The sequence below is a fragment of the Brevundimonas sp. genome, assembly GCF_046293315.1.
Lineage (GTDB): Bacteria > Pseudomonadota > Alphaproteobacteria > Caulobacterales > Caulobacteraceae > Brevundimonas.
Map to the genome: position 1 here is coordinate 256,519 of NZ_JBKBPF010000003.1, position 23,079 is coordinate 279,597.

Sequence of the window (23,079 nt, forward strand, 5' to 3'; positions counted from 1 at the left end):
GTCAGAACTGGATGTCGGCGCGATCGCCCAGATCGGGGGTCTCTTTCGTCAGGTTCGCCTTGGCGATCTCGAAGGCGAAGCGCACCGGACCGGCCTCGCTGATCCAGATCTGGGCGTCGTCCAGCCGCAGGCGGACGAGCGTCAGTCGGGGGTCGTCCTTGCCCTGCGGGTACCAGGCGGCGACGACCGGGTTCCAGTACCGCTCCATGCGCTCGCGATCGAACTGCTCTTCAAGGTGACCGCCGAGGCAGGCGTAGACTTCGCGGTCCTTGGAGATCAGACAGAACATGGCGTGGTGGCCGCCGGAGGCGTTCACGTCGCGCACCAGGTCGGTGTCGCGGTAGGTGTAGAACCAAAGCTCGCCGGCCTCGCGTTCGAGGAAGGCGGTCATGGGCTGCATGTGCCGGGGCTCACCGCCCGCGACGCCCAGCATGCCCACGCGGGTGTCCTCGATCGCCTTGAACAGGCGCTCCTCGGCGTCCTTGCGGTCCAGATGGTCGGTCATGATCGGCTCCTCTTGCGGATGAGCCCCGATAACCGGCGGCGGCGGCCTATGTTCCGATCAGAACCGGGGCCCGGCTGCGCTGGTGTCGAAGCCCGCCAGGTTCACCAGATGAACGATGAGGAAGATGCAGGCGACGATGCCCAGCAGCATCAGGCTGCGCCACGGCACCATGCGCGGTCCCCGCATCAGATCGGGCGGGCGCGCGCCCCGCCAGCCGCTGAAGACGGTCAGGCCCAGGACGATGGCCAGGGCAACGAGGGTGGCGAGGGTGCTCATGACGACGGCCAGATGGCGTGCGCGGCGCCAGGCGGCAAGTGCTGCCGAAAGATTACGCAGGCCGTTAACCCTTTACGCCTCGTTAACCGTATCACCGCAGGTATGAATCCGGCGGCGTGACTGTCCACAGGAACAAGACGGCGCCGCTAGATATTGGGGTTAACCATCCGTTTACACCCCGGATTTGGGCGAGTAGCGTCATGGAAACGGGTCGGGAGACGAATCAGTGAGCGCAGCGGCGCCTTGGAGCGTCAAAGGGATTGAACCCAAGGCGCGTGAGATCGCCAAGGATCTGGCGCGCCGTTCGGGGATGACCCTGGGCGAGTGGCTCAACCAGATGATCCTGGAAGACGAGGATGACGGGGTGACGCCCCTGCCGCGCCGGCATCAAGCCGCGCCGCGGGACGACCGCCGTTCGCGTCTGCGACGGATGGATGACGCCTATGGCCGGGACGAAACCCTGGACCGGGTCGCGGCTTCTGTAGAGATGATCGCCGACCGGCTGGAGGCGTCCGAGCGGCGCTCGACCACCGCGATCTCCGGCGTCGATCAGGCCGTCAGCGGGCTGGTGCACCGCCTGGACAACGTCGACGACCAGTTCAGGACCCACGGCCGCCGCATCGACGACATCGCCGAGGAACTGCGCGAGGGCCATCGCCGTCTGCGTCGCTTCGAGACCGACACCGGTCCGCAGACCGCCGATGCCTTCAAGAAGGTCGAGACCGCGCTGGGGACCCTGGCGGGTCGGTTCTATGATCTGGAAGAGCGCCAGCGGACCGGTTTCATCGAGCTGCGCGGCCGGGCCGACAAGGCCGAGGAGGCGGTCTCGCGCGTCTCCAGCTCGGAGATCCTCAGCCAGGTCGGCGCCCGGCTGGACGCGGCCCAGACCCGCACCACCGACGCCCTGCGGGCGCTGGAGCAGTCCTTCGCCGGGCTGGATCAGCGCATGCGCGCCGCCGAGAGCACGCCCCGCAGCGAAGGGGCCAGCGACGCCGCACGCTTCGAGAAGCTGGCCGAGACCCTGAGCCGTCAGGTGGAGACCAACCGCGCCGAGATGATGCGGCGGCTGGACTCGGCGGCCGCCGAGGGGCGGATCGAGAAGATCGAGCGCGCCGTTCTGGCCATCGGCGAACAGGTGCAGGCGTCCGAGCGACGCTCGGCCCAGGCCGTCGAGACCATGGGCAAGGAGGTTCTGCGCATCGCCCAGAACCTGAACCAGCGCATGGTCAAGGCCGAGGGTGACGACGGCCGCCGGTTCGACGCGCTTGGCCAGGAGATGACCCGCCGGGTCGAGCAGGACATGGTCAAGCTGGCCCAGGGGGTCGAGCAGCGCCTGATCCGCTCGGAAGACCGGCACGCCCTGGCCATCGAGAAGCTGGGCGGCGAGATCACCAAAATCTCCGAGCGGCTGGCCGAACGCATTTCCGACTCCGAGCGGCGCTCGGCCCAGGCGCTGGACGACATCGGCGAGCGGCTCAAGCGGTCGTCCGACAAGATCGAACAGCAGTACGACCGCGCCTCGGGCGAGTTGGCTGAGCGTATGCGGCTCAGTGAAGAGCGCACCGCGCGATTGCTGGCCGAGGCCCGCGAAAGCATCGAGAAGCGCGTCGGGGATCGCCCGGCCGAGCCGGCAACGCCCGCGCGGGGCCCCGAGCCCGACTGGCGCGCCGCCGCCTTCCCCGACGCCTTCAGCGACGAAGACCCCATGAACTGGCCCGGCGAGGATCTGGGCGAGATGGACATCGCGGCGGCGCCGACCGCCGCCGCCGCGGAGCCTTTCGCGCGGCTGCCGGCGGCTGGGCCTGCGGCGGCCGAACCGACGCCGGCCGAGCCCGCATCCGCGGAACCCGCGCAGCAGCCGGTTCTGGCCGAGGCCGCGCCGGCGCCCCAGGTCACGCAGCCCTTCGGCGCTTTCGGCGGAGCCGACGTCAGCGACGCCCTGGCGGTCGAGAACGACTTCGCCGCCGAGACCGAGTTCGTGGAGCCGGGCCCTGGCCAGCGCATCAGCGCGACCCGCGACACCATCAACGCCGCACGCGCCGCCATGGCGACCCCCGAGCCCGCGCCGTCCAGCGGCGGCTTCGGCCTGAAGCGCGGCGGCAAGTCGCGGCTGCAGGAGCGCATGGATCGCCAGTCGCGACGCGACGGCGGCACCATCAAGAAGGCGTTTCTGGCCTCGGTGGCTGTGGCCGCCCTGGCGGGGGCGGTGTTCGGCTACACCCGCCTGACGGACGCCTCGGGCCTGGGGCCGCGCATGGCGGGCGACGAGGGCGGGACAACCCTTCTGGCCGCCGCCATGCTGCCGGACCTGGACGCCGCCGCACGGCCGACCGGGGAGAGCGAGGCGGAAGCCCTGTACCAGCAGGCCGAGGCCCAGCTGGAAGCGGGCGACGCGGGCGCGATCGAGACCCTGACCCGGGCGGCCAACCTGGGCAACGTCACGGCCCAGTTTCATCTGGCCCGCCTCTATGAAGGCGGCGACAACGGGGTGACCCAGAACGCGGCGGAAGCCCGGGTGTGGACCGAGCGCGCCGCGCAGGGCGGCGAGGTGCGGGCCATGCACAATCTGGGGCTCTACCTGTTCGACGGCCTGGGCGGCGATCGCAGCCAGGTGCAGGCGGTGCGCTGGTTCCGTCAGGCGGCCGAGCGCGGCCTGACCGACAGCCAGTACAATCTTGGCCGCATCTACGAGCAGGGCGCCGACGGCGTGGCCGCCAATGCGGGCGAGGCGTACAAGTGGTACCTGGTCGCGGGCCGGGCCGGGGACGAGCAGGCGCAGATCGATGCGGACCGCCTCGCGGGCTTGCTGTCGGCCGGCGTCCGGCGCACCGCGCGGCAGGCGGCCGACGCCTTCGAGGCCCCGCCGCTGGCCTGATGACGGCCTGACGCACCCTTTTCGGGTGTCCGCGCTGGCGCATCATCAGGCGGGTCGGTAGACCAGCCTTTCACGCCTCCCCTTCGGAGGTTGTTTCGAGTTCCTGAGCCGAAGGCGAGCGCCTTGGACATCTACCTGCCGATCGCCGAAGTGTCGGTGAACGCACCCCTGCTGATCCTGCTGGGCGCGGCGGTGGGCTTCATCTCGGGCCTGTTCGGGATCGGCGGCGGCTTCCTGATGGCGCCGGTGCTGATCTTCATGGGCATTCCGCCGACCGTGGCCGTGGCCAGCCAGGCCAGCCACGTGGTCGCCTCCTCCACCTCGGGCGTGATCACCTACACAGCCAAGAAGGGCGTGGATTACCGCATGGGCGGGATCATGGCCCTGGGCGGCGCCATGGGGGCCATCGGCGGGGTCGAGCTGTTCCGCTTGATGCGCCTGCTGGGCCAGGCCGATCTGGTGGTGGCCCTGTCCTATCTGATCTTCCTGGGCGCCATCGGCGGGCTGATGCTGAAGGAGAGCCTCGAGGCCATCATCCGCCGCAAGAAGGGCCTCCCCGCCCCCCGGCCCCAGAACCGCCGCCCCATGTGGCTGTACGGCCTGCCGTGGCGGATGAAATTCCCGCGCTCAGGCCTGTACATCAGCGCCATCCCGCCGCTGGGTCTGGGCGTGCTGGCCGGGATCCTGTCGGCCATCATGGGGGTGGGCGGCGGCTTCATCCTGGTGCCGGCCATGCTGTACGTGCTGCGCATGAGGGCCAGCGTGGTGGTGGGCACCAGCCTGTTCCAGATCATCATCACCACGGCCATCACCACGGTGCTGCAGTCGGGCCGCAACCAGACCGTGGACATCGTGCTGTCGTCCCTGCTCCTGTTCGGCGGGGTGGTGGGGGCCCAGTACGGGGCGCGCATGGCGGGCAAGTTCCGGGCCGAGGAGATGCGGGCCGTGCTGGGTCTGATCGTGCTTCTGGTGGGCATCCAGATGGGACTGGAGTTGTTCGTTCGGCCCGCCGAGATGTTCGTCCTGGCGCCGGGGGTGGACTGATGTTCCAGGACTCACCCCCCCCGCCCGAGCCGCCCGCCGTCGTCGCCGAGGCCCCGGCCGAGAGCATGCAGACCATCACCCCCGTGACCCGGGCGCGGGTGGCCGCCGCCCTGACCGAGGCCACGGTGGACATCGACACGGGCTTCGCCGGCGCCTCGATGGTTCTGTACGGGGCCGTGTTCAATCCGAGCGACACCCCCGCCGACGTGGTGGTGGTGGTGCGGGGCCCGGACCAGCCCCTGCGGCTGGTGCGGAAGGTGCGCGTGGCGGGCCTGTGGCTGAACAGCCGCCCGGTGGTGTTCGAGGGCGCGCCGGGCTTCTACATGACCGCCTCGACCCGGCCGCTCAGCGACATCGCCAGCTTCAGCGTCCTGCGCCGTCTGGGCGTAGGCGTCGACCACCTGCGCATCAACGCCCCGGAGGAAGAGACTACCGTGACCCGGTTCGGGGTGCGGGATGTGGTCATCAACCGGCTGGGCGAGGACTATCTGGACTGGCGCCGGGCGGTGATCCGCCTGAAGGAGGACGCGGCCCTCTACGCCACCGACCCGGACGGGGTGCGCTTCGTGGATCAGGGCCTGTTCCGGGCCGAGGTGGAGCTGCCCACCGAGGCGCCGACCGGCATCTATGAGGCCGAGGTCTGGCTGTTCCAGGAGGGCGAGGCCGTGTCGGTCAGCCGCATGGAGCTGACCGTGGACAAGGTGGGTGTCGAGCGCGCCATCTATGACTTCGCCCATATGCGGTCGTGGCTCTACGGCATCGTCGCCGTGATCCTGGCCGCCTTCACCGGCTGGGCCGCCTCGGCCCTGTTCCGCCGGACCTGATTTCGGACTCCGGGCTTGAAGAAAAGAGAGTCCGAATTGTCCGAAATCCGGAAAACGCCTTTCCATACAAAGCCCCTCCCGGCCGGCGACCTGGGGGGTTTCGGGCCCGGCGGCTAAAAAAACAGTGTCCGAATTGTCCGAATTGTCCGAATCGCGCCTCCGCTTCTAACGAGACCAGTCATTATAGGGGCGCTGGAAAGGCGGCTGCGTAAAAAGCCGCTCCAGCCGTCGAGGAAGCGGTTCCTGAAGATGCCGTTGAAAGCGATTTGAGGGCCATCGCTTCTGACCGTCATCCTCGGGCTTGACCCGAGGATCCAGACTCACTGACAGGGCCGGGCTGGTTCTGAACGGCCGGTGAGTCTGGATTCCCCGCTCAAGGCGGGGAATGACGGGTGGGTGGGGGCACGTTCCGGTTTCGTTTCAGGCGGGCGGCGGCTATGAAACACCGGTGACCACCGCCCTCCACACCCCCGCCATCCAGACCGACGCGGCCGCCGCGTGGCGGGATCTGCCGCCGGCGCTGGCGGTGCCGCCGGGGGCGGGGGCCGTGGCGGATGAGGCGGGGGCGCGGGCGATCGGGCGGGGGGCGGCCGAGGGGCTGTTCACCGGCGGGGCGGTTCTGGTGGCCCACGCCAGCCTGACGGCGCGGCGGCTGGGCCTGACGCCGCCGGGGCGGTCGCCCAAGCTGATGGATGCGCTGGAGCTGTTCGCCTTTGTGCGGCCGGTGGAGTTCTGCGCCCCGTCGCCCACGGGGCTGGCGCTGGCGCTGGGGCGCGAGGCGCCGAAGACCGCGCCGGAGCAGGCCGCGGCCCTGCGCGAGGCGGCGGAGAGCCTGCTGAAGGAGATGACCGATCCGGCCTGGCCGGGGCGCGAGGCGGCGGTGACCCTGGCCGAGACGCTGGAGAAGGCGGGCTGGGCCTGGGCCCCGCGGGTGCTGACGGCCCTGAAGTCGCAGCCGATCCGGGACCGGCAGTATCGGGGCTCGGGCCTCGACGTGTGGTCGCGGCTGACGGAGTGGGAGGACGAGGCGCCGCGCGGCGAGGCGGGGTCGGCGCCGGTGGATTCGGAGTCCGCGCGCATCCGTCTGGCCAAGCTGCTGGAAGCGTCCGGGCTGGACGAGACGCGGCCGACCCAGTCGGACTATGCGGCCGAGGCGGCCTTCGCCTTTTCGCCCCGCAACGAGGAGGGGCGGCCCCGGGTGCTGCTGGCCGAGGCGGGGACGGGCACGGGCAAGACCCTGGGCTATCTGGCCGCCGCCTCGCTGTGGGCCGAGCGCAATCAGGGGGCGGCGTGGGTGTCCACCTACACCCGCGCCCTGCAGCGCCAGATCGACCGGGAGAGCCACGCCATCTGGCCCGATCCGGAGGTGCGGCGGGTCAAGGCGGTGGTGCGCAAGGGGCGCGAGAATTACCTGTGCCTGCTGAACCTGCAGGAGCTGGTTCAGGGGGCGCAGCTGGGGAACGGCGACCTGATCGGGGCGGCTCTGACGGCGCGCTGGGTGATGCACAGCCGCGACGGGGACATGACCGGCGGGGACTTCCCCGGCTGGCTGCCCGGGCTGTTCGCCGTGGCCCCGGCGCAGCAGGCGGGGGCGGCCAATCTGGTGGACCGGCGCGGGGAGTGCGTGCACGCCGCCTGTCCCCACTACCGCATGTGTTTCGTGGAGAAGACCATCCGCGCCAGCCGCCGGGCCGATCTGGTGGTGGCCAATCATGCGCTGGTGATGAGCCAGGCGGCGTTCGACGGGGCGCGGGCGGCGCGGGGCATCAAGGGCGACACCGAGACCGCCGCCCTGAAGCGGGTGGTGTTCGACGAGGGGCACCATCTGTTCGACGCGGCGGACAGCGCCTTTTCCGCCTGTCTGTCGGGGCAGGAGGCGGCCGAGCTGCGGCGCTGGATCCGGGGGCCGGAGGGGCGCGGGCGGCGCGGGCGGGGGCTGGAGCAGCGCCTGGGCGATCTGGTGGCGGAGTCGGAGTCCGCGCGGCAGGCCCTGACGGATGCCGTCAGGGCGGCGGCGCAGCTGCCGGGGGAAGGCGCGTCGGGCCGGATCGCGCCGCCGTCCGGCGAGGTGAACCCCATCGGCCCCATCGAGATCTTTCTGGCCGCGGCGCTGGTGCAGCTGCGGGCGCGCACGTCGGAGACGGCCACCTATGGCGGCGGCGAGTTCGGCATGGAGTGCGCGGTGCGCCCGTCGACCGAGCCGGTGGTCGAGGCGGCGCGCGGGGCGGCGCGGGCGCTGGCGGCGGTGGAGGCGCCCCTGCTGGCCCTGGCCCGGCACCTTGAGGACATTCTGGACGACGAGGCGGCCGAGCTGGACGGCGGGGCGCGGGCGCGCATCGAGGGGGCGCTGCGGGGGCTGGAGCGGCGCGCGCGCATGACCCTGCCCGGCTGGCGCGCCATGCTGGCGGCGCTGGAGGACGGGGACGCGGCGCCGGACCCGGACTTCGTGGACTGGCTGTCGGCGGAGGTGGCCTTCGGCCGCATCCATGACGTGGCCCTGCGGCGGCACTGGATCGATCCGACCATCCCGCTGGAGGCGGCGGTGATCGCCCCGGCGCACGGGGTGCTGGTGACCTCGGCCACCCTGTCGGACCCCATGGCCGACGATCCGTTCGACATGGCGCGCATGCGCACCGGCTCGGCCCGGCTGGTGGAGCGGCCCCGGACCCTGAAGGTGGAGAGTCCGTTCGACTACGCCGCCAACAGCCGGGTGATCGTGGTGGGCGACGTGGCGCGCGACGACCCGCGCCAGATCGCGGCGGCCATGCGCGAGCTGTTCCTTGCGGCGGGCGGCGGGGGGCTGGGCCTGTTCACCGCCATCCGCCGGCTGAAGGCCGTCTATGAGCGGCTGGGGCCGGATCTGGCCCGGGCGGGCATCCCGCTGTACGCCCAGCACATGGATCCGCTGGAGGTGGGCGGGCTGGTGGACGTGTTCCGGGCCGAGGAGGACTCGTGCCTGCTGGGGACCGACGCCGTGCGGGACGGGGTCGACGTGCCCGGCCGGTCGCTGCGCATTCTGGTGTTCGATCGGGCCCCGTGGCCGCGGCCGGACCTGCTGCACAAGGCGCGGCGCGAGACCTTCGGCGGGCGCGGCTATGACGACGCCATCGCCCGGGGCCGGGTCAGCCAGGCGTTCGGGCGCCTGATCCGCCGGGCCGACGACAAGGGGGTGTTCGTGATGCTGGACGCCGCCAGCCCGACGCGGCTGTTCGCGGGCCTGCCGCCGGGGGCCGAAGTGCAAAGAATGGGACTGGTGGAGGCCATCGAGACGGTTGGCGCGTTCCTCAAGCCAAGCTAACGGAGGGCGCATGACCCAAACCCGCGCGGGCTATGCGCCCCTGATCATTCCGTTCGCCATTGTCCTGATCGTCCTGGTCGCCTGGACCGGCTGGTGGTTCTGGCTGTCGCAGCAGGTGCGTGATCGTCTGGACCTGGCCGCCGAGGGCCTGCGCACCCAGGGCTGGGAGGTGGTCTACACCGAGCCCGCCCTGACCGGCTGGCCGTTCCGCACGCGGCTGGAGAGCCAGCATGTGCGCCTGACCGCGCCCACGGGTCATGAGATCGCTGCGCCGCGCCTGATCGCCGAGGCCAACGCCTATCGGCCCGATCGCTGGGTGGTGATCGCGGGCGACGGGCTGGTGCTGACCCGGGGCGACAAGGGCAAGGTGGCGGTGGACGCACCGGTGATCCGCGCCTCGGCCAGCGGCCTGACCCAGCCGTTCCCGACCCTGGCTCTGGAGGTGCTGGAGCCGGTGTTCACCGCCCACCCCGGCGCCGAGCCCTTCCCGCTGGCGCGGGCCGAGCGGATCGAGCTGTATGTGCGGCCGGGTCAGGCCCGCGAGGCCACGGCCGAGGTGGTGCAGACCGCTCTGCCCGCGTCGCGGCGCAATGTGGACGTGCTGTTCCGCCTGATCGACGCCACCGGGCGCGACGGCGGGCCCATCGCCTTCATGAGCCGGGACGGACTGTTCAGTCTGCAGGCCGAGACCGTGGTGGAGAATTTCCAGGGCCTGAGCGGGCCGGACGCGCCGACCCTGCTGGCGGCGTGGACCGCCTCGGGGGGGCGCTTCCTCGACGTGCGCGGCGAGATGCAGGCGGGCGACAGCGCCGCGCGGCTGACCTCGGAAGAGCTGCGCGCGGACGAGGACGGGCGGCTGGTGGGGACCCTGCGGCTGTCCGCCGACCGGGCGGCCACGGCCCTGACGGGGCTGTCCCGCTCGGACACCGTGGACCGGACCGCCACCGTGGGCGCCGCCGCCGCCGCCGGGGCGACGGAGGTCCTGACCGGCGACGTGGAGCTGGAGGTGGAGTTCCGCGACGGCCGGGCGTGGATGGGGCCGTTCAACCTGGCCCCCGCGCCCGAGCTGTTCTGATGACCGATCTGGCCGATCTGGACCGGGCGCTGATGGCCGCGCTGGCCGCGCGCGCGGGCGCCGGCCGGGTCCGGTCGCGCGACGAGTCGGTGATCGCCCTGCGTGCGGTGCTGGCCGAGGCGGGGGGCGTGTCGCCGGCGCTGGTGCGGACCCTGTGGAGCCGGATGGAGGCGGGCAGCGCCGGGCCGGTGAGCGTGTGGGGGCCGCTGTCGGCCCTGCTGGCGGCGGACCGCTTCGGCCACGGGGTGCGCTCGGCCCATGACGCGGAGACCGCACTGAAGGCGGCGCGCGAGGGCGGCCGGGCGGTGCTGGATCTGGGGCGGTCGACGCCGTGGTGGGCGCGGCTGCTGGCCCAGCCGGATCTGCGCGTCACCGCCGCCCTGCCCGACGACGCCTCGGGCCGTCCGCTGGCGCTGGTGGTATCGGGCGAAGCGATCGGGCCCACGGGCGACGACCGCACCTTCTGGGTGGTGGAGGCGGCGGGCGACGAGGCGAAGATCACGGACCTTCTGGCCCAGCGGGGTCTGGCGGGAACGCCGCTGGAAACCGCGGGCGGCTTGAAGCTGTTCATGCTGGCGGGCTATGTGCAGCCCGACGACGGGCGCCTGATCGCCCCCACCGGACGGCTGAGCGGCGTGATCGGCGCCGCGCCGGTGTTCTGAAGATACGACAGGGAAGATGCTGATGACCGACACCGACAAGGGCGCCGCGCCGACTGGACCCGCCCCCAAGAGCGGGATTCTGGACATCGCCCCCTATGTTGGCGGCAAGTCCAAGGTGGACGGGGTGGCCGAGCCCATGAAGCTGTCCTCCAACGAGAACGCCCTCGGGGCCGGGTCGCTGGCGCGCGAGGCCTATGAGACGGCGATCAGGAATCTGGCGCTGTATCCCGACGGACGGGCCGCGAAGTTGCGCGAGGCGGTGGCCAACCACCACGGGCTGGAGCCCGAGCGCCTGATCTTCGGCAACGGCTCCGACGAGGTGTTCGCCCTTCTGAACCAGACCTATCTGACGCCGGGCGACAACATCGTCACCGGCCAGTACGGCTTTCTGGCCTACCGCATCTCGGCACTGGCCAACCAGGCCGAGGTCAAGTCGGCGCCCGAGCCCAAACTCAAGGCCGAGGTCGACGCCCTGCTGGCGCAGGTCGATGAGCGCACCCGCATCGTCTATGTCTCCAACCCGTCGAACCCCACCGGATCGTGGAACGCGGCCGAGGAGATCGAGCGCTTGCACGCGGAGCTGCCGTCCTCGGTCATTCTGGTTGTGGACGAGGCCTATGCGGAGTTCGTGACCGAGCCCGACTGGGCCACGGCCTTCCCGCTGGCGCGGGACAGCGCCAACATCGTGGTGACGCGGACCTTCTCGAAGATTCACGGTCTGGCGGGCCTGCGGGTCGGCTTCGGCTATGCCCCGCTGCACGTGGCCGAGGCGGTGGACCGCATCCGCCTGCCGTTCAATGTCTCCGTCCCGGGCATCGAGGCCGCCGTCGCCGCGCTGGCCGACGAGGCCCACGTGAAGGCGTCGCGCGAACTGGTCCAGACCTGGCGGCCGCGCCTGACCCAGGCCATCAAGGGCTTCGGCTTCGAGGTTCCGCCCAGCGCGGGCAACTTCGTTCTGGTTCGCTTCAAGGACGCGGACCGGGCCAAGGCGGCCAGCGACTATCTGAACTCGAAGGGTATCATCGTGCGGCCCGTGGGCGGCTATGGCCTGCATGACTCCCTGCGCATCACCGTGGGGACCGAGGACCAGAACCGCGCCGTCATGGACGCCCTGAGCGAGTTCGCGGCGACCTGATCCGGCGTCTTGACGCAGGTCCGGACCTGTCGGCTGATGTCGGCGGGAGGGACCATGCATGATCGAGATCAGCCGCCTGAACGCCCTGCAGTCCGGGGCCATGCTGGCCCTGAGGCTCTATGTGGGCGGATTCCTGATCTGGGGCGTGTGGGACAACATCACCTCGACCGCCCGCATGGCCGAGTTCGAGGCGTTCCTCGCCGGGGTGAACTGTCCCCTGCCCGCCATCGCCGCGCCGCTTTCGGTCTGGGCCCAGTTCGCCATCGGTGTGGCCCTGATCCCCGGTGTGCTGACCCGCTGGGCCGGGCTGCTGCTCAGCCTCAACTTCATCGTCGCTGTGGCGCTGCTGTGGGGCGCCGGGGCGGACGGGCGCGGGCTGTTCCCGCCCGCCATCCTCATCTTCGTCGGACTGATCCTCGCCACCTACGGGGCCGGGCGGTGGTCGCTTGACCACCGGTTCGACCGCCGCTGAGCCCGGTCAGGCGGCGGCGACCATCCGAACGTCGGCGTCGCGGGCGGCGTCGAGACGGAACATGGACACCAGCTGGGCCAGTCGCTGGGCTTCCTCGGCCAGGCGATGGCTGGCGGCGGTGGTCTGTTCGACCATGGCCGCGTTCTGCTGGGTCGCCTGATCCATCTGGTTCACAGCGGTATTGATCTCGTGCAGGCCGGTGGACTGTTCCTGGGCCGAGGCCGCGATCTCGGCCACGAGGCCGTCGATGCGCCCGGCCTGGGCGACGATGCCGTCCAGGGCGGTGCGGGTTTCGCGGACGAGCTTCACGCCCGATCCCACCTGGGCCCCCGAGGTGGAGATCAGCGTCTTGATCTCCTTGGCCGCGTCGGCCGAGCGCTGGGCCAGGGCCCGCACTTCGGAGGCCACCACGGCGAAGCCGCGACCGGCGTCGCCGGCCCGGGCCGCCTCGACCCCCGCGTTGAGGGCCAGCAGGTTGGTCTGGAAGGCGATCTCGTCGATCACGCCGATGATCTGGCTGATCTGGGTCGAGGACTGTTCAATGTCGCCCATGGCCTGCACCGCCTGGACGGCGAGATCGCCGCTGGAGCGGGCCGCTTCACGGGCCGAGCGCGCCTCCCGGGTGGCCTCACCGGCGCCTTCGGACGCGTGGCGCACGGTGGCGGTGATCTCGTCCAGGGCGGCGGCGGTTTCCTCCAGCCCGGCGGCCTGCTGTTCGGTGCGGCGCGACAGGTCGTCGGCGGCACCGCGGATTTCTCCGGCGCCGGACGTCAGGGCGTCCACCGCGACCATGATGGTGCGCATGGCGTCCGCCAGCCTGTCGGCGGCGGTGTTGAAATCGTCCTTCAGCTGCGCGGCTTTCGGCGGCAGGGTCGTGGTGATCCGGTGCGTCAGATCCCCGTCGGCCAGGGCGGACAGCGCCCGGTTGAGGGCGGTGAGGATGGCGCGGTCGCCGTCGGCCTCTGCGGTCCTGGTCTGTTCATTCGACAGGCGCTGGGCGTCCGCTTCGGCGCGCGCGGCCTCGGCCTCGCCTTCAAGCCGACGGCGCGCGATCTCGGCGTCGCGGAAGGCGACCACGGCGCGCGCCATGCCGCCCACGTCGTCGCGACGCGCCACTCCGGGCGTGTCGATATCGGTGTGGCCGTCCGCCAGCGCCGTCATGGCGCCGCCCAGCGCCGACAGGGGTTGGAACATGCGGCGCGCCACCAGCGTCCCGCCGCCGGCGATCAGCAGAGTGGCGAGCACGCCCAGGCCCAGCAGCCACAGGCGCGTCTGTTCCACCGAGGCCATGAAGTCGGCGCGGGGAATGCCGACATAGAGCACGCCGATCACCTCGCCGGCGGCGTTCAGGATCGGGTCGTAGGCCACGAAGAAGGGAGTACCCAGGATATCGGCCTCGCCGCGATAGGGCTGGCCGTCGCGCAGCACCGCGTCCCACACCGGTCCGCGCGCCAGCTGGGTGCCCACGGCGCGGCCGCCCTCGGGACGCTCCACATTGGTGGTGATGCGCACATCGTTCTGGAACACGGTGGCCGTGCCCCCGACCAGGGTCTTGATCCGGTCGACAGGCTCGAAATTGTCGTTCAGGGCGGCGTCGCCCGCGTACATGGTCTCGCCGCGGATGGTGAAGGTGTCGCCGTAGCCGCTCAGCACCTCCCAGGCCACGCGCATGTTGGTTTCCTGGCGCTCATGGGCGCGGGACTCAGCCTCGCGCGTCATCAGGTGAGACGCGGTCAGGGTCAGGGACAGGCCAAGGACGATCAGGCCGACGACCGTCAGCAGGGTGACCTTGGCTGACAGGGACAGGGTGCCGAACATGGACAAAATAAAAGACTCCGGTACCGCCCGGCCATTCTGGCGACGGCGACGCATCGCACCGCAACATGGAAAGCTTAAAAAGCCGGAAACCGGCGTTCCCCTGTCCGACATTGATCCGGGCCGGCGGGTTTCCTATCTGCACGGAGACGCCGGGCGTCCTCGCCGCTCACGGGAGGATGCGGACCGGCAGACAGTCGCTTGTTGCGAGGACTGGAATGACGACGCGAACCCTGTTGTTCGACAGCCCCTTCCTGCTGGGTTTCGACCAGACCCGGGCCCTGATTGACCGGGCCGCCAAGGCGGCGGCGGAAGGCTATCCGCCCTACAATGTCGAGGACCGGGGGCCGGACGGCGTGCGGATCAGCCTGGCGGTGGCCGGGTTCACGCCGGATGATCTGACTGTGACCCTTGAAGGCCGTCAGCTGACCATCGCCGGCAAGCGCGAGGACGCAGGCAAGACCGACAACGCCTATCTGCACCGGGGCATCGCGGCGCGCGGTTTCGTGCGCAGCTACGTCCTGGCCGACGGGCTGGAGGTCACCGGCGCGGCGCTGGAGCACGGGCTGCTGCACGTGGATCTGAAGCGCCCCGAACGCGCCGAGAGCATCAGGCGAATCCCGATCACCTCGGCCTGAACCGCATTCTTTTCGTCTGACGGCCGGCGCGCGTCGAACCGCGCGCCCGTCCGGGCGTTGGCTTACTGAAGGAGATATTCCCATGACCCCGGTCATGACCAAAGACGACTTTACCGCCCTTGGCGCGCCGGACCTGGTCTATGTGCGCGAAATCAAGGCTGCCGACGTGCTGGCCGATGCGCGCGTGGACGACATCCGGGGCCTGGATCTGGAGCCCGACCAGACGCTGTACGCCGTGCATGGCGCGGACGGCGAGCGACTGGCGATCATGATCGACCGCGAGACTGCCTTCGCCGCCGCCGTGGCCCACGAGCTGGCGCCGGTTTCAGTCCACTAGGTCACTTATGCCGCCTGCACGGGCCGGTCGCGCACGAACAGGGCGTTGATGGCGTCGGTGGTGCGGGCCTTGCGCAGTTGTTCGCGCATTTCCGACGAGCGCAGCAGGCGCGACACCGCCGCCAGGGCGCGCAGGTGCTCGGCGCCGGATTCGGGTGGCGCGAACAGGCCGAACAGCAGGTCCACAGGCCGGTCGTCCACCGCGTCGAAGGCGACCGGATGATCCAGACGCACGAACACGCCCACGACCCGGTCCAGACCTGCAAGACGCGCGTGGGGGGCGGCCACGCCGCCGCCAAGGCCCGTCGAGCCGAGGGCCTCGCGCTCCATCAGCGCCTCGAGGATCCGGGCGTGATCGATTCCCAGAATCGGCGCCGCCGCGTCGGCCACCATGTTCAGGGCCTGCCGCTTGGACGACGCCCCGCTGCGCGTGACGATGCCGTCCCGCGCGAGCAATTCACCGATGTCCATCTTAACCCCGAAACACTGTTAACTTTTGCGGGCAGGCGGCGCCCCATTAGACGCTTAAGCCGGCAGGGGGAAGCTATAACTCAGGAACCCTGACCGTTCCGTGAAACCACGGTCCGCTCGGGATCGATCCAGCCGATGTTGCCGTCGGGCCGTCTGTAGACCACCGAAATGCCGCCATGGCCGGCGTTGCGGAACAGCATCACCGGGTATCCGGTGAGGTCGAGCTCCAGAACCGCGCGACCAACCGTCATGGTTTTGATCTCGGAATGACTCTCGGCGATGACCATGGCGGCCGGGGCGTCGCCCGGGGCGCCGGCGTCGCCGAATTCCTCATCCTCGACGCTGTCCGGGTCCCGGAAAACCGTCAGGGAAGCCACTTCCCGGGCCGCATTCTCTTCCTGTTCGGGCGACAGCCCTCTGGGGCCTGCGTGGTGGTCCTTGAGGCGGCGCTTGTACCGCCGAACGCGCTTTTCAAGCTTGTCCAGGGATTCGGAAAACGCCGCGTGTGCGTCGCCGCCGAGGCCGTGGGTGACCAGGGTCTGGCCCGAAGCCAGACGGACCCAACAATCCACCTTGAACTGATGCCCGTCGCGGGAAACCACGACCTCGGCGTTCTCTCCGCCGCGTTCGAAGTATTTTCCGATCCCGTCTTCGAGTTCCTGGGAGATGCGCGAGCCTAACGCGTCGCCGACATCCACGTGCTTGCCACTAACCTGGATCTGCATGCCCAAAGAACGCGCCCGCGCGCGTTTGGTGTCAAGCGGAACGGGGGTTTTCGGCGTTTTCTCACGCGGGTGTGAAAGCGGGGCCGTTCAGGCCGATTTCAACGTCCGGCGGCGCTCCACCGAGGAGGGAATCCGCAAGGCCTCGCGGTACTTGGCCACGGTGCGGCGGGCGATGTCGACGCCGGCCTCCTTGAGGATGTCGACGATGCGGTCGTCGCTGAGCACGTCGCCGTCGCGGACCTCGTTGTCGATCATGGACTTGATCCGGTGGCGGATGGCTTCGGCGGAGTGGGCCGCCCCGCCGTCGGTGGCGGCGATGGAGGCGGTGAAGAAGAATTTCAGCTCGAACACCCCGCGCGGGGTGGCCACATATTTGTTGGAGGTGACGCGGCTGACTGTGGACTCGTGCATGCCGATGGCGTCGGCCACGGTCTTGAGATTCAGGGGGCGCAGGAACTCGACCCCAAAGGCGAGGAAGGCGTCCTGCTGGCGTACGATCTCCGACGACACCCTGAGAATGGTCTTTGCGCGCTGGTCGAGGCTTTTCACCAGCCAGTTGGCCTGGGCCGCGCAGTCGGCGACGAAGGTCTTCTCCTCCTCGCCGCGCGCGCCGCCCGAGACGAGGCCGTGATAGCGCTTGTCCACCAGCAGGCGCGGCAGGGTGTCGCCGTTCAGCTCGACCCGCCAGCCGCCCGCGGGATCGGGGCGCACGAAGACGTCGGGGACCACGGTCTGCGCCGGCTCGCCGCCGAAGGCCGCGCCGGGTCGGGGCGTGAGGGCCTTGAGCTCGCTGATCATCTCGCGGAGATCTTCATCGTCGACGCCGCAGGCGCGCTTGAGCGCCGCCATGTCGCGCCGGGCCAGAAGCTCCAGATTGTCCAGCAGGCAGGCCATGGCCGGATCGAAGCGGTTGCGCTCGACCAGCTGCAGCCTGAGGCACTCGGGGGCGGAGCGGGCCATGACCCCGGTGGGCTCGAAGCCGTGGCAGACGGCCAGCACGGCCTCCACCTTGTCGAGGCCGCAGCCCAGCCGGTCGGCCACCTCGTTGAGGTCGCCGCGCAGGTAGCCGCCCTCGTCGGTCATGTCGATCAGGGCCTGGGCCACCGCGTGGTCGGCGGGGCTGAACCCGGCCACGGCGGCCTGGTCCAGCAGATGCTCCCACAGGGTCTGTTCGCGTCGGTCGGGCCGGTCGTCGGAGCCCTCGCCCGGCGGCTGGCCGCCGCCCTTGCCCGCTGCGGACCATTCCGAAAGCCCGGGCTGGCCGGTCTCGTCGGCGGCGCGGTCGCCGCTGCGCTCGCCCGGCGCGGCGTCGCCATAAAGGTCGTCGTCGCGGGCGTCCATGGCGCCCTCGGCGTCGCGCGCAGAGCCTTCGGTCAGGTCGCGTTCCGAGGCGTCGCGGTCATCGGCGACCTCCACGGGCGCGTCGGCGTCGCGGCGCTCCTCGGCGTCGGTCTCGCCTTCGTCGCGCAGCAGCAGGGGGTTGCGTTCGAGCTCGGCCTCGACGAAGGCGTCGAGCTCGAGGTTGGACAGTTGCAGAAGCTTGATGGCCTGCTGCAGCTGGGGCGTGATGACCAGCCCCTGGCCCTGTCTGATCTCCAGCCTTTGCCCGATCACGGCGTCGCCCCTGTCGCGTTCTGTCCGTCCGAGGCCGAGTGGCCCGAAACTTGCTGACGACCATGCCCGGCGAGGGTTAACGCCGCTCTAAGGGCTCCGGAATCGTTGAACGATCGGCCCTCATATGCGCTATGGGAGCGGACCAAACGGAGCCTCCCCCTCATGAAGATCTGGACCCTCGCCGCAGCCGCCGCCGCCGCCCTGACCCTGGGCGCCTGCATGCCGACCACCGCGACCGGGCCCGACGCCGGCCCAGCGGCGCCGACCGCCGTGCCCGAGACGCAGGCGGCTTGTGGCGCCGAGGGCGGAACCTGGCGCGCGGAAGGCCGGCTGGGCCGCATGACCTGCGTCATGCCCCATGCTGACGCCGGTCAGGCCTGCACCGACAGTGACCAGTGCGCGGGCGACTGCCGGCTGGCCGACGACAAGCGTCCGGCCGAAGGCGAGGCCGTGACCGGGATCTGTCAGGCGGACACCTCGAATTTCGGCTGCTTCACCCGCGTCGAGGACGGCCGGGCCGCGGCCACCCTGTGCGTGGACTGAGGCCTCGCCGCATCCGCCAACCCTGATGGACCGTTTCTGACGCCATGACCGACATCCTTCTGCTGCTCGCCCGGAACCTGGCCCTGATCTTGGTGGTCATGCTGGCCCTGTGGGCGCTGGCGCTGCGGCTGAAGGACGTCAGTTTTATCGACGGGGTGTGGGGTCTGGGCATGGTGCTGCTGGCGGGCGCGACCTTCGTGCAGACGGACGGCGATCCCCTGCGCAAGGGGCTGCTGACCGGGCTTTGCGCGGTGTGGGGCATCCGGCTGGGCGTTCACCTGCTGAGGCGCTGGCGCGCCCACGGGCCGGACCGGCGCTATCAGGCCCTGCTGAAGAGCCGCGCGAACAAGGGACAGGGCTTCGCACCGGCCTCGCTGATGTTCGTGTTCCTGCCCCAGGCGGTGCTGCTGTGGCTGACCTGCCTGCCGGTGCAGCTGGGGCAGGTCTCGGCGGCGCCCGCCGTGGGCTGGATCGGCTGGGCCGGCGCGGCCCTGGCGGTGTTCGGGATCGTGTTCGAGACCGTGGGCGACGCCCAGCTCTCGGCGTTCAAGCGCGACCCGGAGAGCAAGGGCAAGGTGCTGGACACCGGCCTGTGGCGCTACACCCGCCATCCCAACTATTTCGGCGACGCCTGCGTCTGGTGGGGTCTGTGGCTGGTGGCGGCGGAGACCATTCCGGGCCTTTTCGCCATCCTCGGGCCGATCTTCCTGAGCTTCACCCTGACCAAGTGGTCGGGCGCGCCCACCACCGAGGGCGGGATGCACAAGTCGCGGCCCGGCTATGCGGACTATGTGGCCCGCACCAGCGGCTTCTTCCCCTTGCCGCCGAAGAAGGCCGCGCGCTGAATTCGCGCCGGAGGCGATAAGCGAACCAAGTCCCGACGGCCGCGTTAACCTTTGCGGCCGAGCTGGAGAACCGCCATGAGATCTGTGCTGTCGATCGCAGCCGTGGGCATGCTGACGCTGTCCGCCGCCCCGGCCCTGAGCCAAACCTATTACGGCGGCGGGTATGATTATGACCGGGTAGCCTACGCCTATGGGGGCCAGAACCCGTCCTACGGCTATGACCGACAGCCGTCCTATGACCGGGGTTACGACCGCCGGGGCTACGACGACCGGGGACGTGGCGACCAGCGCCGTCAGACGCGGTATGATCCGCCCCAGCGCCCGGCGCCCTACACCACCTATAATTCCTACGGTGTGAACAGCGCCCATTTGACGGGCTACAGCCACGGGTATGGCGGGGTCGGCTATCCGTACGCCCGGACCCAGAGCTACACCTACAGCCAGCCGAGCCATGGCTACAGCCAGTATGGCTATGACCGAGGCGGGCGGTACGGCTACAGCCGCAGCTACAGCCATGACCAGCGGCAGCCCGGCTATCGCGACCGGTACGGCTATCACGACGACCGCCCGCCGACACGGCGCCGGGCCGAGTACCGGTATGACAACGATTACCGCTATGACCGGGACTGCTATTGCCAGGACGTCTATCTGTACGACCGCTGAGGTTCGTCAGGCGGCGGTCATCTCCTGAACGATGGCCTGAGCTGCACCGCGAGGATCAGGCGCGGCGGTGATGGGGCGGCCCACCACCAGATGGGTGGCGCCCGCCTGCAGGGCCGAGACCGGCGTTGCGGCGCGGGCCTGATCGTCCAGGGCGGCGCCCGCAGGACGGACACCCGGCGTGACGATCAGGAAGTCCGGGCGGCCCGCGGCCTCGGCCAGCGCGCGAACCTGCGCCGCCTCCTGGGGGCTGGAAACCACGCCTTCGATGCCCGCGTCCAGCGCCTGACGCACCCGCAGCGCCACCAGATCGGCGGCGGAGAGGCTGTGATCGTCGGCGGTCAGGTCCGCATCGGTCAGGCTGGTCAGGACGGTGACGCCCAGAATTTTCAGGCCCGAACCCTCGGCGCCCTTTCTGGCGGCCGCCATCACCTGCGGCCGGGCGTGGACGGTCAGAAGATCACAGCCGGACCCGGCCAGGGCGGCGGCGGCCTTTTCCACCGTCGCGCCGATGTCGTGCAGCTTCCAGTCCAGAAACACCTGTTTGCCCGCCCCCTTCAGATCGCGGGCCAGCGCCATGCCGTCCGTGGCGAACAGCTGCAGCCCCACCTTGTAGAATTCGACGGCGTCACCCAGCCGTTCGGTCAGGGCGCGGGCCTCCTCCGCCGTGGGCAGATCAAGGGCGCAGATCAGGCGGGGGTCGGACATGGCGCGGTCTCCGGGCGCTCGGGTGGATGAACGCGGGTTGCGAAGCGGCGCGACCCGGCCGATAGAGGCGGGACGCGGGGCAGAACAGATTTTCAGGCCAAGACATGGACATGAACGCCGTCGATCTCGGGGTCAATCTTTTCGTGGCCCTGTTCGCCCTGGTGGACCCCATCGGCAATGTGCCCATCTTCGCCGCCGCCACGGCGGGGGCGACGGCGGCCCAGCGGCGCGGCGTGAGCCTGTACATCTCGCTGTTCATCGTCGCCTTCCTGACCTTCTTCTTCTTCACCGGTCTGGCGCTGCTGGAGTTCTTCGGCATCTCTCTGGCGGCGTTCCGCATCGCGGGCGGCATCCTGCTGCTCCTGCTGGGCCTGGACATGGCGCGCGAGGACTTCCTGAAGACCTTCGCCGACGTGGATCCGACCACCGACCCGGGCGATGTGCGCGGCTATGCCCGGCGACGGTTCCAGCGGCTGGTGGTTCCCATCGCCATCCCCCTGCTGATCGGGCCGGGCGCCATCTCGGCGGTGATCATCCAGGCGGGCGAGGCCACCCGGATCGGACCGGCGGGCACGGCGGCGGGTCTGGCCGCCATCGGCGCGGCGGCTCTGGTGACCTTTGTCTGCTTCTCGCTGTCCGGCCTGATCAGCCGGTTGCTGGGCGAGGTCGGCATGGCGGTGGTGGTGCGGGTGCTGGGCCTGATCCTGTGCGCCCTGGCCATCCAGTTCATCATCATCGGGCTGGGTGAGTCGACCAACGGCTTCATCAATCTGGCCGCCTCGTCGCCCTATGCGGACGCGGCCGAATAGGGCTCAGCCCTTGCGGATCGTCGCCAGTACCTCGCCACGCACCTCGGGTGCATAGGGGGCGGCGCGCCCCCGGCCCCACACCGGATCCGGCCACAGGCCGTCGTCGCGGCGACGGCCGACCACATGGACGTGCAGCTGGGCGGTGACATTGCCGAGGGCGGCGATGTTCAGCTTCTCCACCGGCCGCATGGACCGCTGGCCGATGGCGCGCACGACGGCGCCGGCCCGCACCGTCTCCTCCATCAGCACCGCCCGCTGTTCGGCGTTCAGATCGCCCAGCTCGACCAGACCCTCGAAGCGGGGAATCAGGATCAGCCAGGGAAAGCGCGCGTCATCCTGCAACCGCACCTGACAGAGCGGCCAGTCGCCGGCGAACAGGGAACCGGCGTCGAAGGCGGGGTCGGGCTGGAAACCGGCCATGCCTCAGTTCAGGCCGTACACGACACACGCCTGGGACGAGAGCCAGCGCAGAGGCGGCTGGAGCGCCAGGCCGGCGGCGTCGGCCTGATCCGCCCCGCCGCCGGGCGCCGCCGGCGGCGGCGGCGGCGGAGCCGCAGCGACGTGAGCGCCTGTTACGACGACGTCGTCCACGGTCGTGGGCAGAGGCGCCGCGCCATAGGACGGCCAGCCCGCCAGCACGTCGGTCTGGCACGCGCGGCCCGAGGGGTCGATGACGCGGGCCGGGCCCAGGCGCGAACCGGCGGCCTCGGCGGCGACCCGGGCCCGGGCGGCGGCGTCGCGCACCGCCTCGTTCGCCAGCCAGGTGACGGTCTCGTTGTCCGGCTGCAGCGAGAAACTGACATGTCCGATATTGGTGGGCTGGGCCGCCACCACGATCCCGTAGGCCCGCTCCAGCACCGCCGTGTCCTGGACCGTGACGCTGATCACCGCATCCACCTGATAGCGGTCGATACGGTCGGCCCGGACATTGTCGCGCAGATTTCCATCTGCGTCGCGGTACTGGTCATAGAGGGGGCGCGTGGTCAGGGTCGTCTCGACCCGCACCGCGTCCTCGCCAAAACCGGCGAGGGTCTGGCTCAGGGCCCGCACCTGATCGGCAGCGCGTCGGGAGCCCTCGGCCGCAGTACGGTCCACAACCTGGAAAGTGGCCGAGAAGGCAGCGCGGTTGGTCGGGACCTCGACCCGCACATGGCCCACCGAGGCGATCACCGGGTCACGCATCCACCAGGGAGCTGGAACGTACCGTTCGCCGATGGTGGCGGGCGGCGTTTGGGCCAGCGCGGGGCCCGCAATGGCCGCAACGCCCAGGGCCAGGAAGAGATATCGGGTCATGAAGCCTCCGTTGGACGTCCACAGTGCCGACAGGAGCCGGAACCGTAAAGCCGTGATCACAGGCAGTTGCAGCCGCGCCCGCGCGGGTCTAGACCGCCGCCAAGGTTTCAACCTCCCCCTGCCTCGACGGTTCCGACGGCTTGCGCCGCCCGGCGCCGCCAAGACATCCCCGGCCTTCAAGCCGCGCGACTGCGCGACCGGCCACCAGAATGGAGACTTGCCCATGGCTCGCGCCAAGATCGCCCTCATCGGCGCCGGAATGATCGGCGGCACCCTGGCTCACATCGCCGCCCGCGAGGAGCTGGGCGACGTGATCCTGTTCGACATCGCCGAGGGCACGCCGCAGGGCAAGGCGCTGGACATCGTCGAGGCCACCGCCGTGTTCGGCTCGGACGTGATACTGAAGGGCGCCAACGACTATGCCGACATCGCCGGCGCGGACGTGTGCATCGTCAC

The 23,079-nt window shown here is 70.4% G+C and carries 24 protein-coding genes; 15 read left to right on the plus strand and 9 right to left on the minus strand.

All coding sequences use genetic code 11. The features are described 5' to 3' along the window. Position 1: 1 nt before the first annotated feature. Together ACK4SE_RS04260 and ACK4SE_RS04265 are read right to left on the minus strand one after the other, a co-directional pair. On the minus strand, positions 2–505 hold the full coding sequence (locus ACK4SE_RS04260) for a pyridoxamine 5'-phosphate oxidase family protein (RefSeq protein WP_409689108.1): 504 nt from the start codon (positions 503–505) through the stop codon (positions 2–4). A gap of 57 nt (positions 506–562) precedes the next feature. Then, a complete protein-coding gene (locus ACK4SE_RS04265) occupies positions 563–781 on the minus strand; it encodes a hypothetical protein (RefSeq protein WP_409689110.1) in 219 nt (72 codons plus the stop codon). Between the two features lie 226 nt (positions 782–1,007). On the opposite strand from ACK4SE_RS04265, the gene ACK4SE_RS04270 reads away from it, so the two are divergent. The 8 genes from ACK4SE_RS04270 to ACK4SE_RS04305 all read left to right on the plus strand — a co-directional run bounded on the left by ACK4SE_RS04270 (position 1,008) and on the right by ACK4SE_RS04305 (position 12,166). Beyond that, on the plus strand, positions 1,008–3,656 hold the full coding sequence (locus ACK4SE_RS04270; protein WP_409689112.1) for a hypothetical protein: 2,649 nt from the start codon (positions 1,008–1,010) through the stop codon (positions 3,654–3,656). 123 nt (positions 3,657–3,779) lie between these two features. Continuing rightward, a complete protein-coding gene (locus tag ACK4SE_RS04275; RefSeq protein WP_409689114.1) occupies positions 3,780–4,700 on the plus strand; it encodes a sulfite exporter TauE/SafE family protein in 921 nt (306 codons plus the stop codon). Then, complete coding sequence (locus ACK4SE_RS04280; RefSeq protein ID WP_409689116.1) at positions 4,700–5,524, plus strand: TIGR02186 family protein; 825 nt, start codon at positions 4,700–4,702, stop codon at positions 5,522–5,524. Before ACK4SE_RS04275 ends, ACK4SE_RS04280 begins: the two co-directional genes overlap by 1 nt. A gap of 448 nt (positions 5,525–5,972) precedes the next feature. After that, on the plus strand, positions 5,973–8,822 hold the full coding sequence (locus tag ACK4SE_RS04285; RefSeq protein ID WP_409689118.1) for a helicase C-terminal domain-containing protein: 2,850 nt from the start codon (positions 5,973–5,975) through the stop codon (positions 8,820–8,822). Between the two features lie 10 nt (positions 8,823–8,832). Then, positions 8,833–9,897, plus strand: coding sequence for a DUF2125 domain-containing protein (locus ACK4SE_RS04290; RefSeq protein ID WP_409689120.1), 1,065 nt, complete (start codon positions 8,833–8,835; stop codon positions 9,895–9,897). Further along, on the plus strand, positions 9,897–10,559 hold the full coding sequence (locus ACK4SE_RS04295) for a hypothetical protein (protein WP_409689122.1): 663 nt from the start codon (positions 9,897–9,899) through the stop codon (positions 10,557–10,559). The genes ACK4SE_RS04290 and ACK4SE_RS04295 overlap by 1 nt, the downstream gene beginning before the upstream one ends. A 16-nt stretch (positions 10,560–10,575) precedes the next feature. Then, positions 10,576–11,694: a histidinol-phosphate transaminase gene (gene hisC, locus ACK4SE_RS04300; RefSeq protein WP_409689123.1), complete on the plus strand. Its 1,119-nt coding sequence runs from the start codon at positions 10,576–10,578 to the stop codon at positions 11,692–11,694. A gap of 58 nt (positions 11,695–11,752) precedes the next feature. Beyond that, a complete protein-coding gene (locus ACK4SE_RS04305; protein WP_409689125.1) occupies positions 11,753–12,166 on the plus strand; it encodes a DoxX family protein in 414 nt (137 codons plus the stop codon). A 6-nt stretch (positions 12,167–12,172) separates the two neighbouring features. Here ACK4SE_RS04305 and ACK4SE_RS04310 read toward each other — a convergent pair whose 3' ends face one another. Next, positions 12,173–13,984, minus strand: a complete 1,812-nt coding sequence (locus ACK4SE_RS04310) for a methyl-accepting chemotaxis protein (protein ID WP_409689156.1) — start codon at positions 13,982–13,984, stop codon at positions 12,173–12,175. 215 nt (positions 13,985–14,199) lie between these two features. Between ACK4SE_RS04310 and ACK4SE_RS04315 the strand changes: the two genes are divergently transcribed. Both ACK4SE_RS04315 and ACK4SE_RS04320 read left to right on the plus strand, forming a co-directional pair. Then, positions 14,200–14,619 carry an Hsp20 family protein gene (locus ACK4SE_RS04315; RefSeq protein WP_409689126.1) on the plus strand — a complete coding sequence of 140 codons (420 nt, stop codon included), beginning with the start codon at positions 14,200–14,202 and terminating at the stop codon, positions 14,617–14,619. A gap of 82 nt (positions 14,620–14,701) precedes the next feature. Next, positions 14,702–14,956, plus strand: a complete 255-nt coding sequence (locus ACK4SE_RS04320) for a DUF1150 family protein (RefSeq protein ID WP_409689128.1) — start codon at positions 14,702–14,704, stop codon at positions 14,954–14,956. Between the two features lie 5 nt (positions 14,957–14,961). Here the strand turns inward: ACK4SE_RS04320 and ACK4SE_RS04325 are convergent, their stop codons facing one another. The 3 genes from ACK4SE_RS04325 to rpoN all read right to left on the minus strand — a co-directional run bounded on the left by ACK4SE_RS04325 (position 14,962) and on the right by rpoN (position 17,765). After that, a complete protein-coding gene (locus tag ACK4SE_RS04325) occupies positions 14,962–15,426 on the minus strand; it encodes a PTS sugar transporter subunit IIA (RefSeq protein WP_409689130.1) in 465 nt (154 codons plus the stop codon). A gap of 80 nt (positions 15,427–15,506) precedes the next feature. Beyond that, positions 15,507–16,151: a ribosome hibernation-promoting factor, HPF/YfiA family gene (gene hpf, locus ACK4SE_RS04330; RefSeq protein WP_409689158.1), complete on the minus strand. Its 645-nt coding sequence runs from the start codon at positions 16,149–16,151 to the stop codon at positions 15,507–15,509. Positions 16,152–16,238: 87 nt separating this feature from the next. Further along, complete coding sequence (rpoN, locus tag ACK4SE_RS04335) at positions 16,239–17,765, minus strand: RNA polymerase factor sigma-54 (RefSeq protein ID WP_409689131.1); 1,527 nt, start codon at positions 17,763–17,765, stop codon at positions 16,239–16,241. A gap of 162 nt (positions 17,766–17,927) precedes the next feature. Between rpoN and ACK4SE_RS04340 the strand changes: the two genes are divergently transcribed. From ACK4SE_RS04340 to ACK4SE_RS04350, 3 genes are all read left to right on the plus strand, one after another. Continuing rightward, positions 17,928–18,308, plus strand: coding sequence for a hypothetical protein (locus tag ACK4SE_RS04340; protein ID WP_409689133.1), 381 nt, complete (start codon positions 17,928–17,930; stop codon positions 18,306–18,308). Positions 18,309–18,352: 44 nt separating this feature from the next. Next, positions 18,353–19,153 carry a DUF1295 domain-containing protein gene (locus ACK4SE_RS04345; RefSeq protein WP_409689135.1) on the plus strand — a complete coding sequence of 267 codons (801 nt, stop codon included), beginning with the start codon at positions 18,353–18,355 and terminating at the stop codon, positions 19,151–19,153. A 75-nt stretch (positions 19,154–19,228) separates the two neighbouring features. Next, the gene (locus ACK4SE_RS04350) at positions 19,229–19,816 is read left to right on the plus strand and encodes a hypothetical protein (RefSeq protein ID WP_409689137.1); all 588 of its coding nucleotides are present in this window, start codon (positions 19,229–19,231) and stop codon (positions 19,814–19,816) included. Between the two features lie 6 nt (positions 19,817–19,822). Here ACK4SE_RS04350 and pyrF read toward each other — a convergent pair whose 3' ends face one another. Further along, entirely contained in the window at positions 19,823–20,521 is a 699-nt protein-coding gene (pyrF, locus tag ACK4SE_RS04355; protein WP_409689139.1) for an orotidine-5'-phosphate decarboxylase, read from the minus strand. Between the two features lie 110 nt (positions 20,522–20,631). Here pyrF and ACK4SE_RS04360 point away from each other — a divergent pair, with 110 nt between their 5' ends. Further along, complete coding sequence (locus ACK4SE_RS04360; RefSeq protein ID WP_409689141.1) at positions 20,632–21,330, plus strand: MarC family protein; 699 nt, start codon at positions 20,632–20,634, stop codon at positions 21,328–21,330. A 3-nt stretch (positions 21,331–21,333) separates the two neighbouring features. On the opposite strand, the gene ACK4SE_RS04365 is transcribed toward ACK4SE_RS04360, so the two are convergent. After that, entirely contained in the window at positions 21,334–21,750 is a 417-nt protein-coding gene (locus ACK4SE_RS04365) for an HIT domain-containing protein (protein ID WP_409689142.1), read from the minus strand. Positions 21,751–21,753: 3 nt separating this feature from the next. Further along, a complete protein-coding gene (locus tag ACK4SE_RS04370) occupies positions 21,754–22,623 on the minus strand; it encodes an SIMPL domain-containing protein (RefSeq protein WP_409689144.1) in 870 nt (289 codons plus the stop codon). 223 nt (positions 22,624–22,846) lie between these two features. Here ACK4SE_RS04370 and ACK4SE_RS04375 point away from each other — a divergent pair. Further along, the coding region (locus ACK4SE_RS04375; RefSeq protein WP_409689146.1) for a lactate/malate family dehydrogenase at positions 22,847–23,079 on the plus strand (233 nt) is incomplete at its 3' end.

Excerpts from the sequence above, each read along its gene's own strand:
- ACK4SE_RS04320 (WP_409689128.1), top strand. The coding sequence starts at position 14,702 with ATGACCCCGGTCATGACCAAAGACGACTTTACCGCCCTTGGCGCGCCG.
- ACK4SE_RS04350 (WP_409689137.1), top strand. The coding sequence starts at position 19,229 with ATGAGATCTGTGCTGTCGATCGCAGCCGTGGGCATGCTGACGCTGTCC.
- ACK4SE_RS04340 (WP_409689133.1), top strand. The coding sequence starts at position 17,928 with ATGAAGATCTGGACCCTCGCCGCAGCCGCCGCCGCCGCCCTGACCCTG.
- ACK4SE_RS04295 (WP_409689122.1), top strand. The coding sequence starts at position 9,897 with ATGACCGATCTGGCCGATCTGGACCGGGCGCTGATGGCCGCGCTGGCC.
- ACK4SE_RS04345 (WP_409689135.1), top strand. The coding sequence starts at position 18,353 with ATGACCGACATCCTTCTGCTGCTCGCCCGGAACCTGGCCCTGATCTTG.
- hisC (WP_409689123.1), top strand. The coding sequence starts at position 10,576 with ATGCTGATGACCGACACCGACAAGGGCGCCGCGCCGACTGGACCCGCC.
- ACK4SE_RS04280 (WP_409689116.1), top strand. The coding sequence starts at position 4,700 with ATGTTCCAGGACTCACCCCCCCCGCCCGAGCCGCCCGCCGTCGTCGCC.
- ACK4SE_RS04265 (WP_409689110.1), bottom strand. The coding sequence starts at position 781 with ATGAGCACCCTCGCCACCCTCGTTGCCCTGGCCATCGTCCTGGGCCTG.
- ACK4SE_RS04290 (WP_409689120.1), top strand. The coding sequence starts at position 8,833 with ATGACCCAAACCCGCGCGGGCTATGCGCCCCTGATCATTCCGTTCGCC.
- ACK4SE_RS04370 (WP_409689144.1), bottom strand. The coding sequence starts at position 22,623 with ATGACCCGATATCTCTTCCTGGCCCTGGGCGTTGCGGCCATTGCGGGC.
- ACK4SE_RS04365 (WP_409689142.1), bottom strand. The coding sequence starts at position 21,750 with ATGGCCGGTTTCCAGCCCGACCCCGCCTTCGACGCCGGTTCCCTGTTC.
- ACK4SE_RS04360 (WP_409689141.1), top strand. The coding sequence starts at position 20,632 with ATGAACGCCGTCGATCTCGGGGTCAATCTTTTCGTGGCCCTGTTCGCC.
- ACK4SE_RS04260 (WP_409689108.1), bottom strand. The coding sequence starts at position 505 with ATGACCGACCATCTGGACCGCAAGGACGCCGAGGAGCGCCTGTTCAAG.
- hpf (WP_409689158.1), bottom strand. The coding sequence starts at position 16,151 with ATGCAGATCCAGGTTAGTGGCAAGCACGTGGATGTCGGCGACGCGTTA.
- ACK4SE_RS04305 (WP_409689125.1), top strand. The coding sequence starts at position 11,753 with ATGATCGAGATCAGCCGCCTGAACGCCCTGCAGTCCGGGGCCATGCTG.
- pyrF (WP_409689139.1), bottom strand. The coding sequence starts at position 20,521 with ATGTCCGACCCCCGCCTGATCTGCGCCCTTGATCTGCCCACGGCGGAG.
- ACK4SE_RS04315 (WP_409689126.1), top strand. The coding sequence starts at position 14,200 with ATGACGACGCGAACCCTGTTGTTCGACAGCCCCTTCCTGCTGGGTTTC.
- ACK4SE_RS04310 (WP_409689156.1), bottom strand. The coding sequence starts at position 13,984 with ATGTTCGGCACCCTGTCCCTGTCAGCCAAGGTCACCCTGCTGACGGTC.
- ACK4SE_RS04325 (WP_409689130.1), bottom strand. The coding sequence starts at position 15,426 with ATGGACATCGGTGAATTGCTCGCGCGGGACGGCATCGTCACGCGCAGC.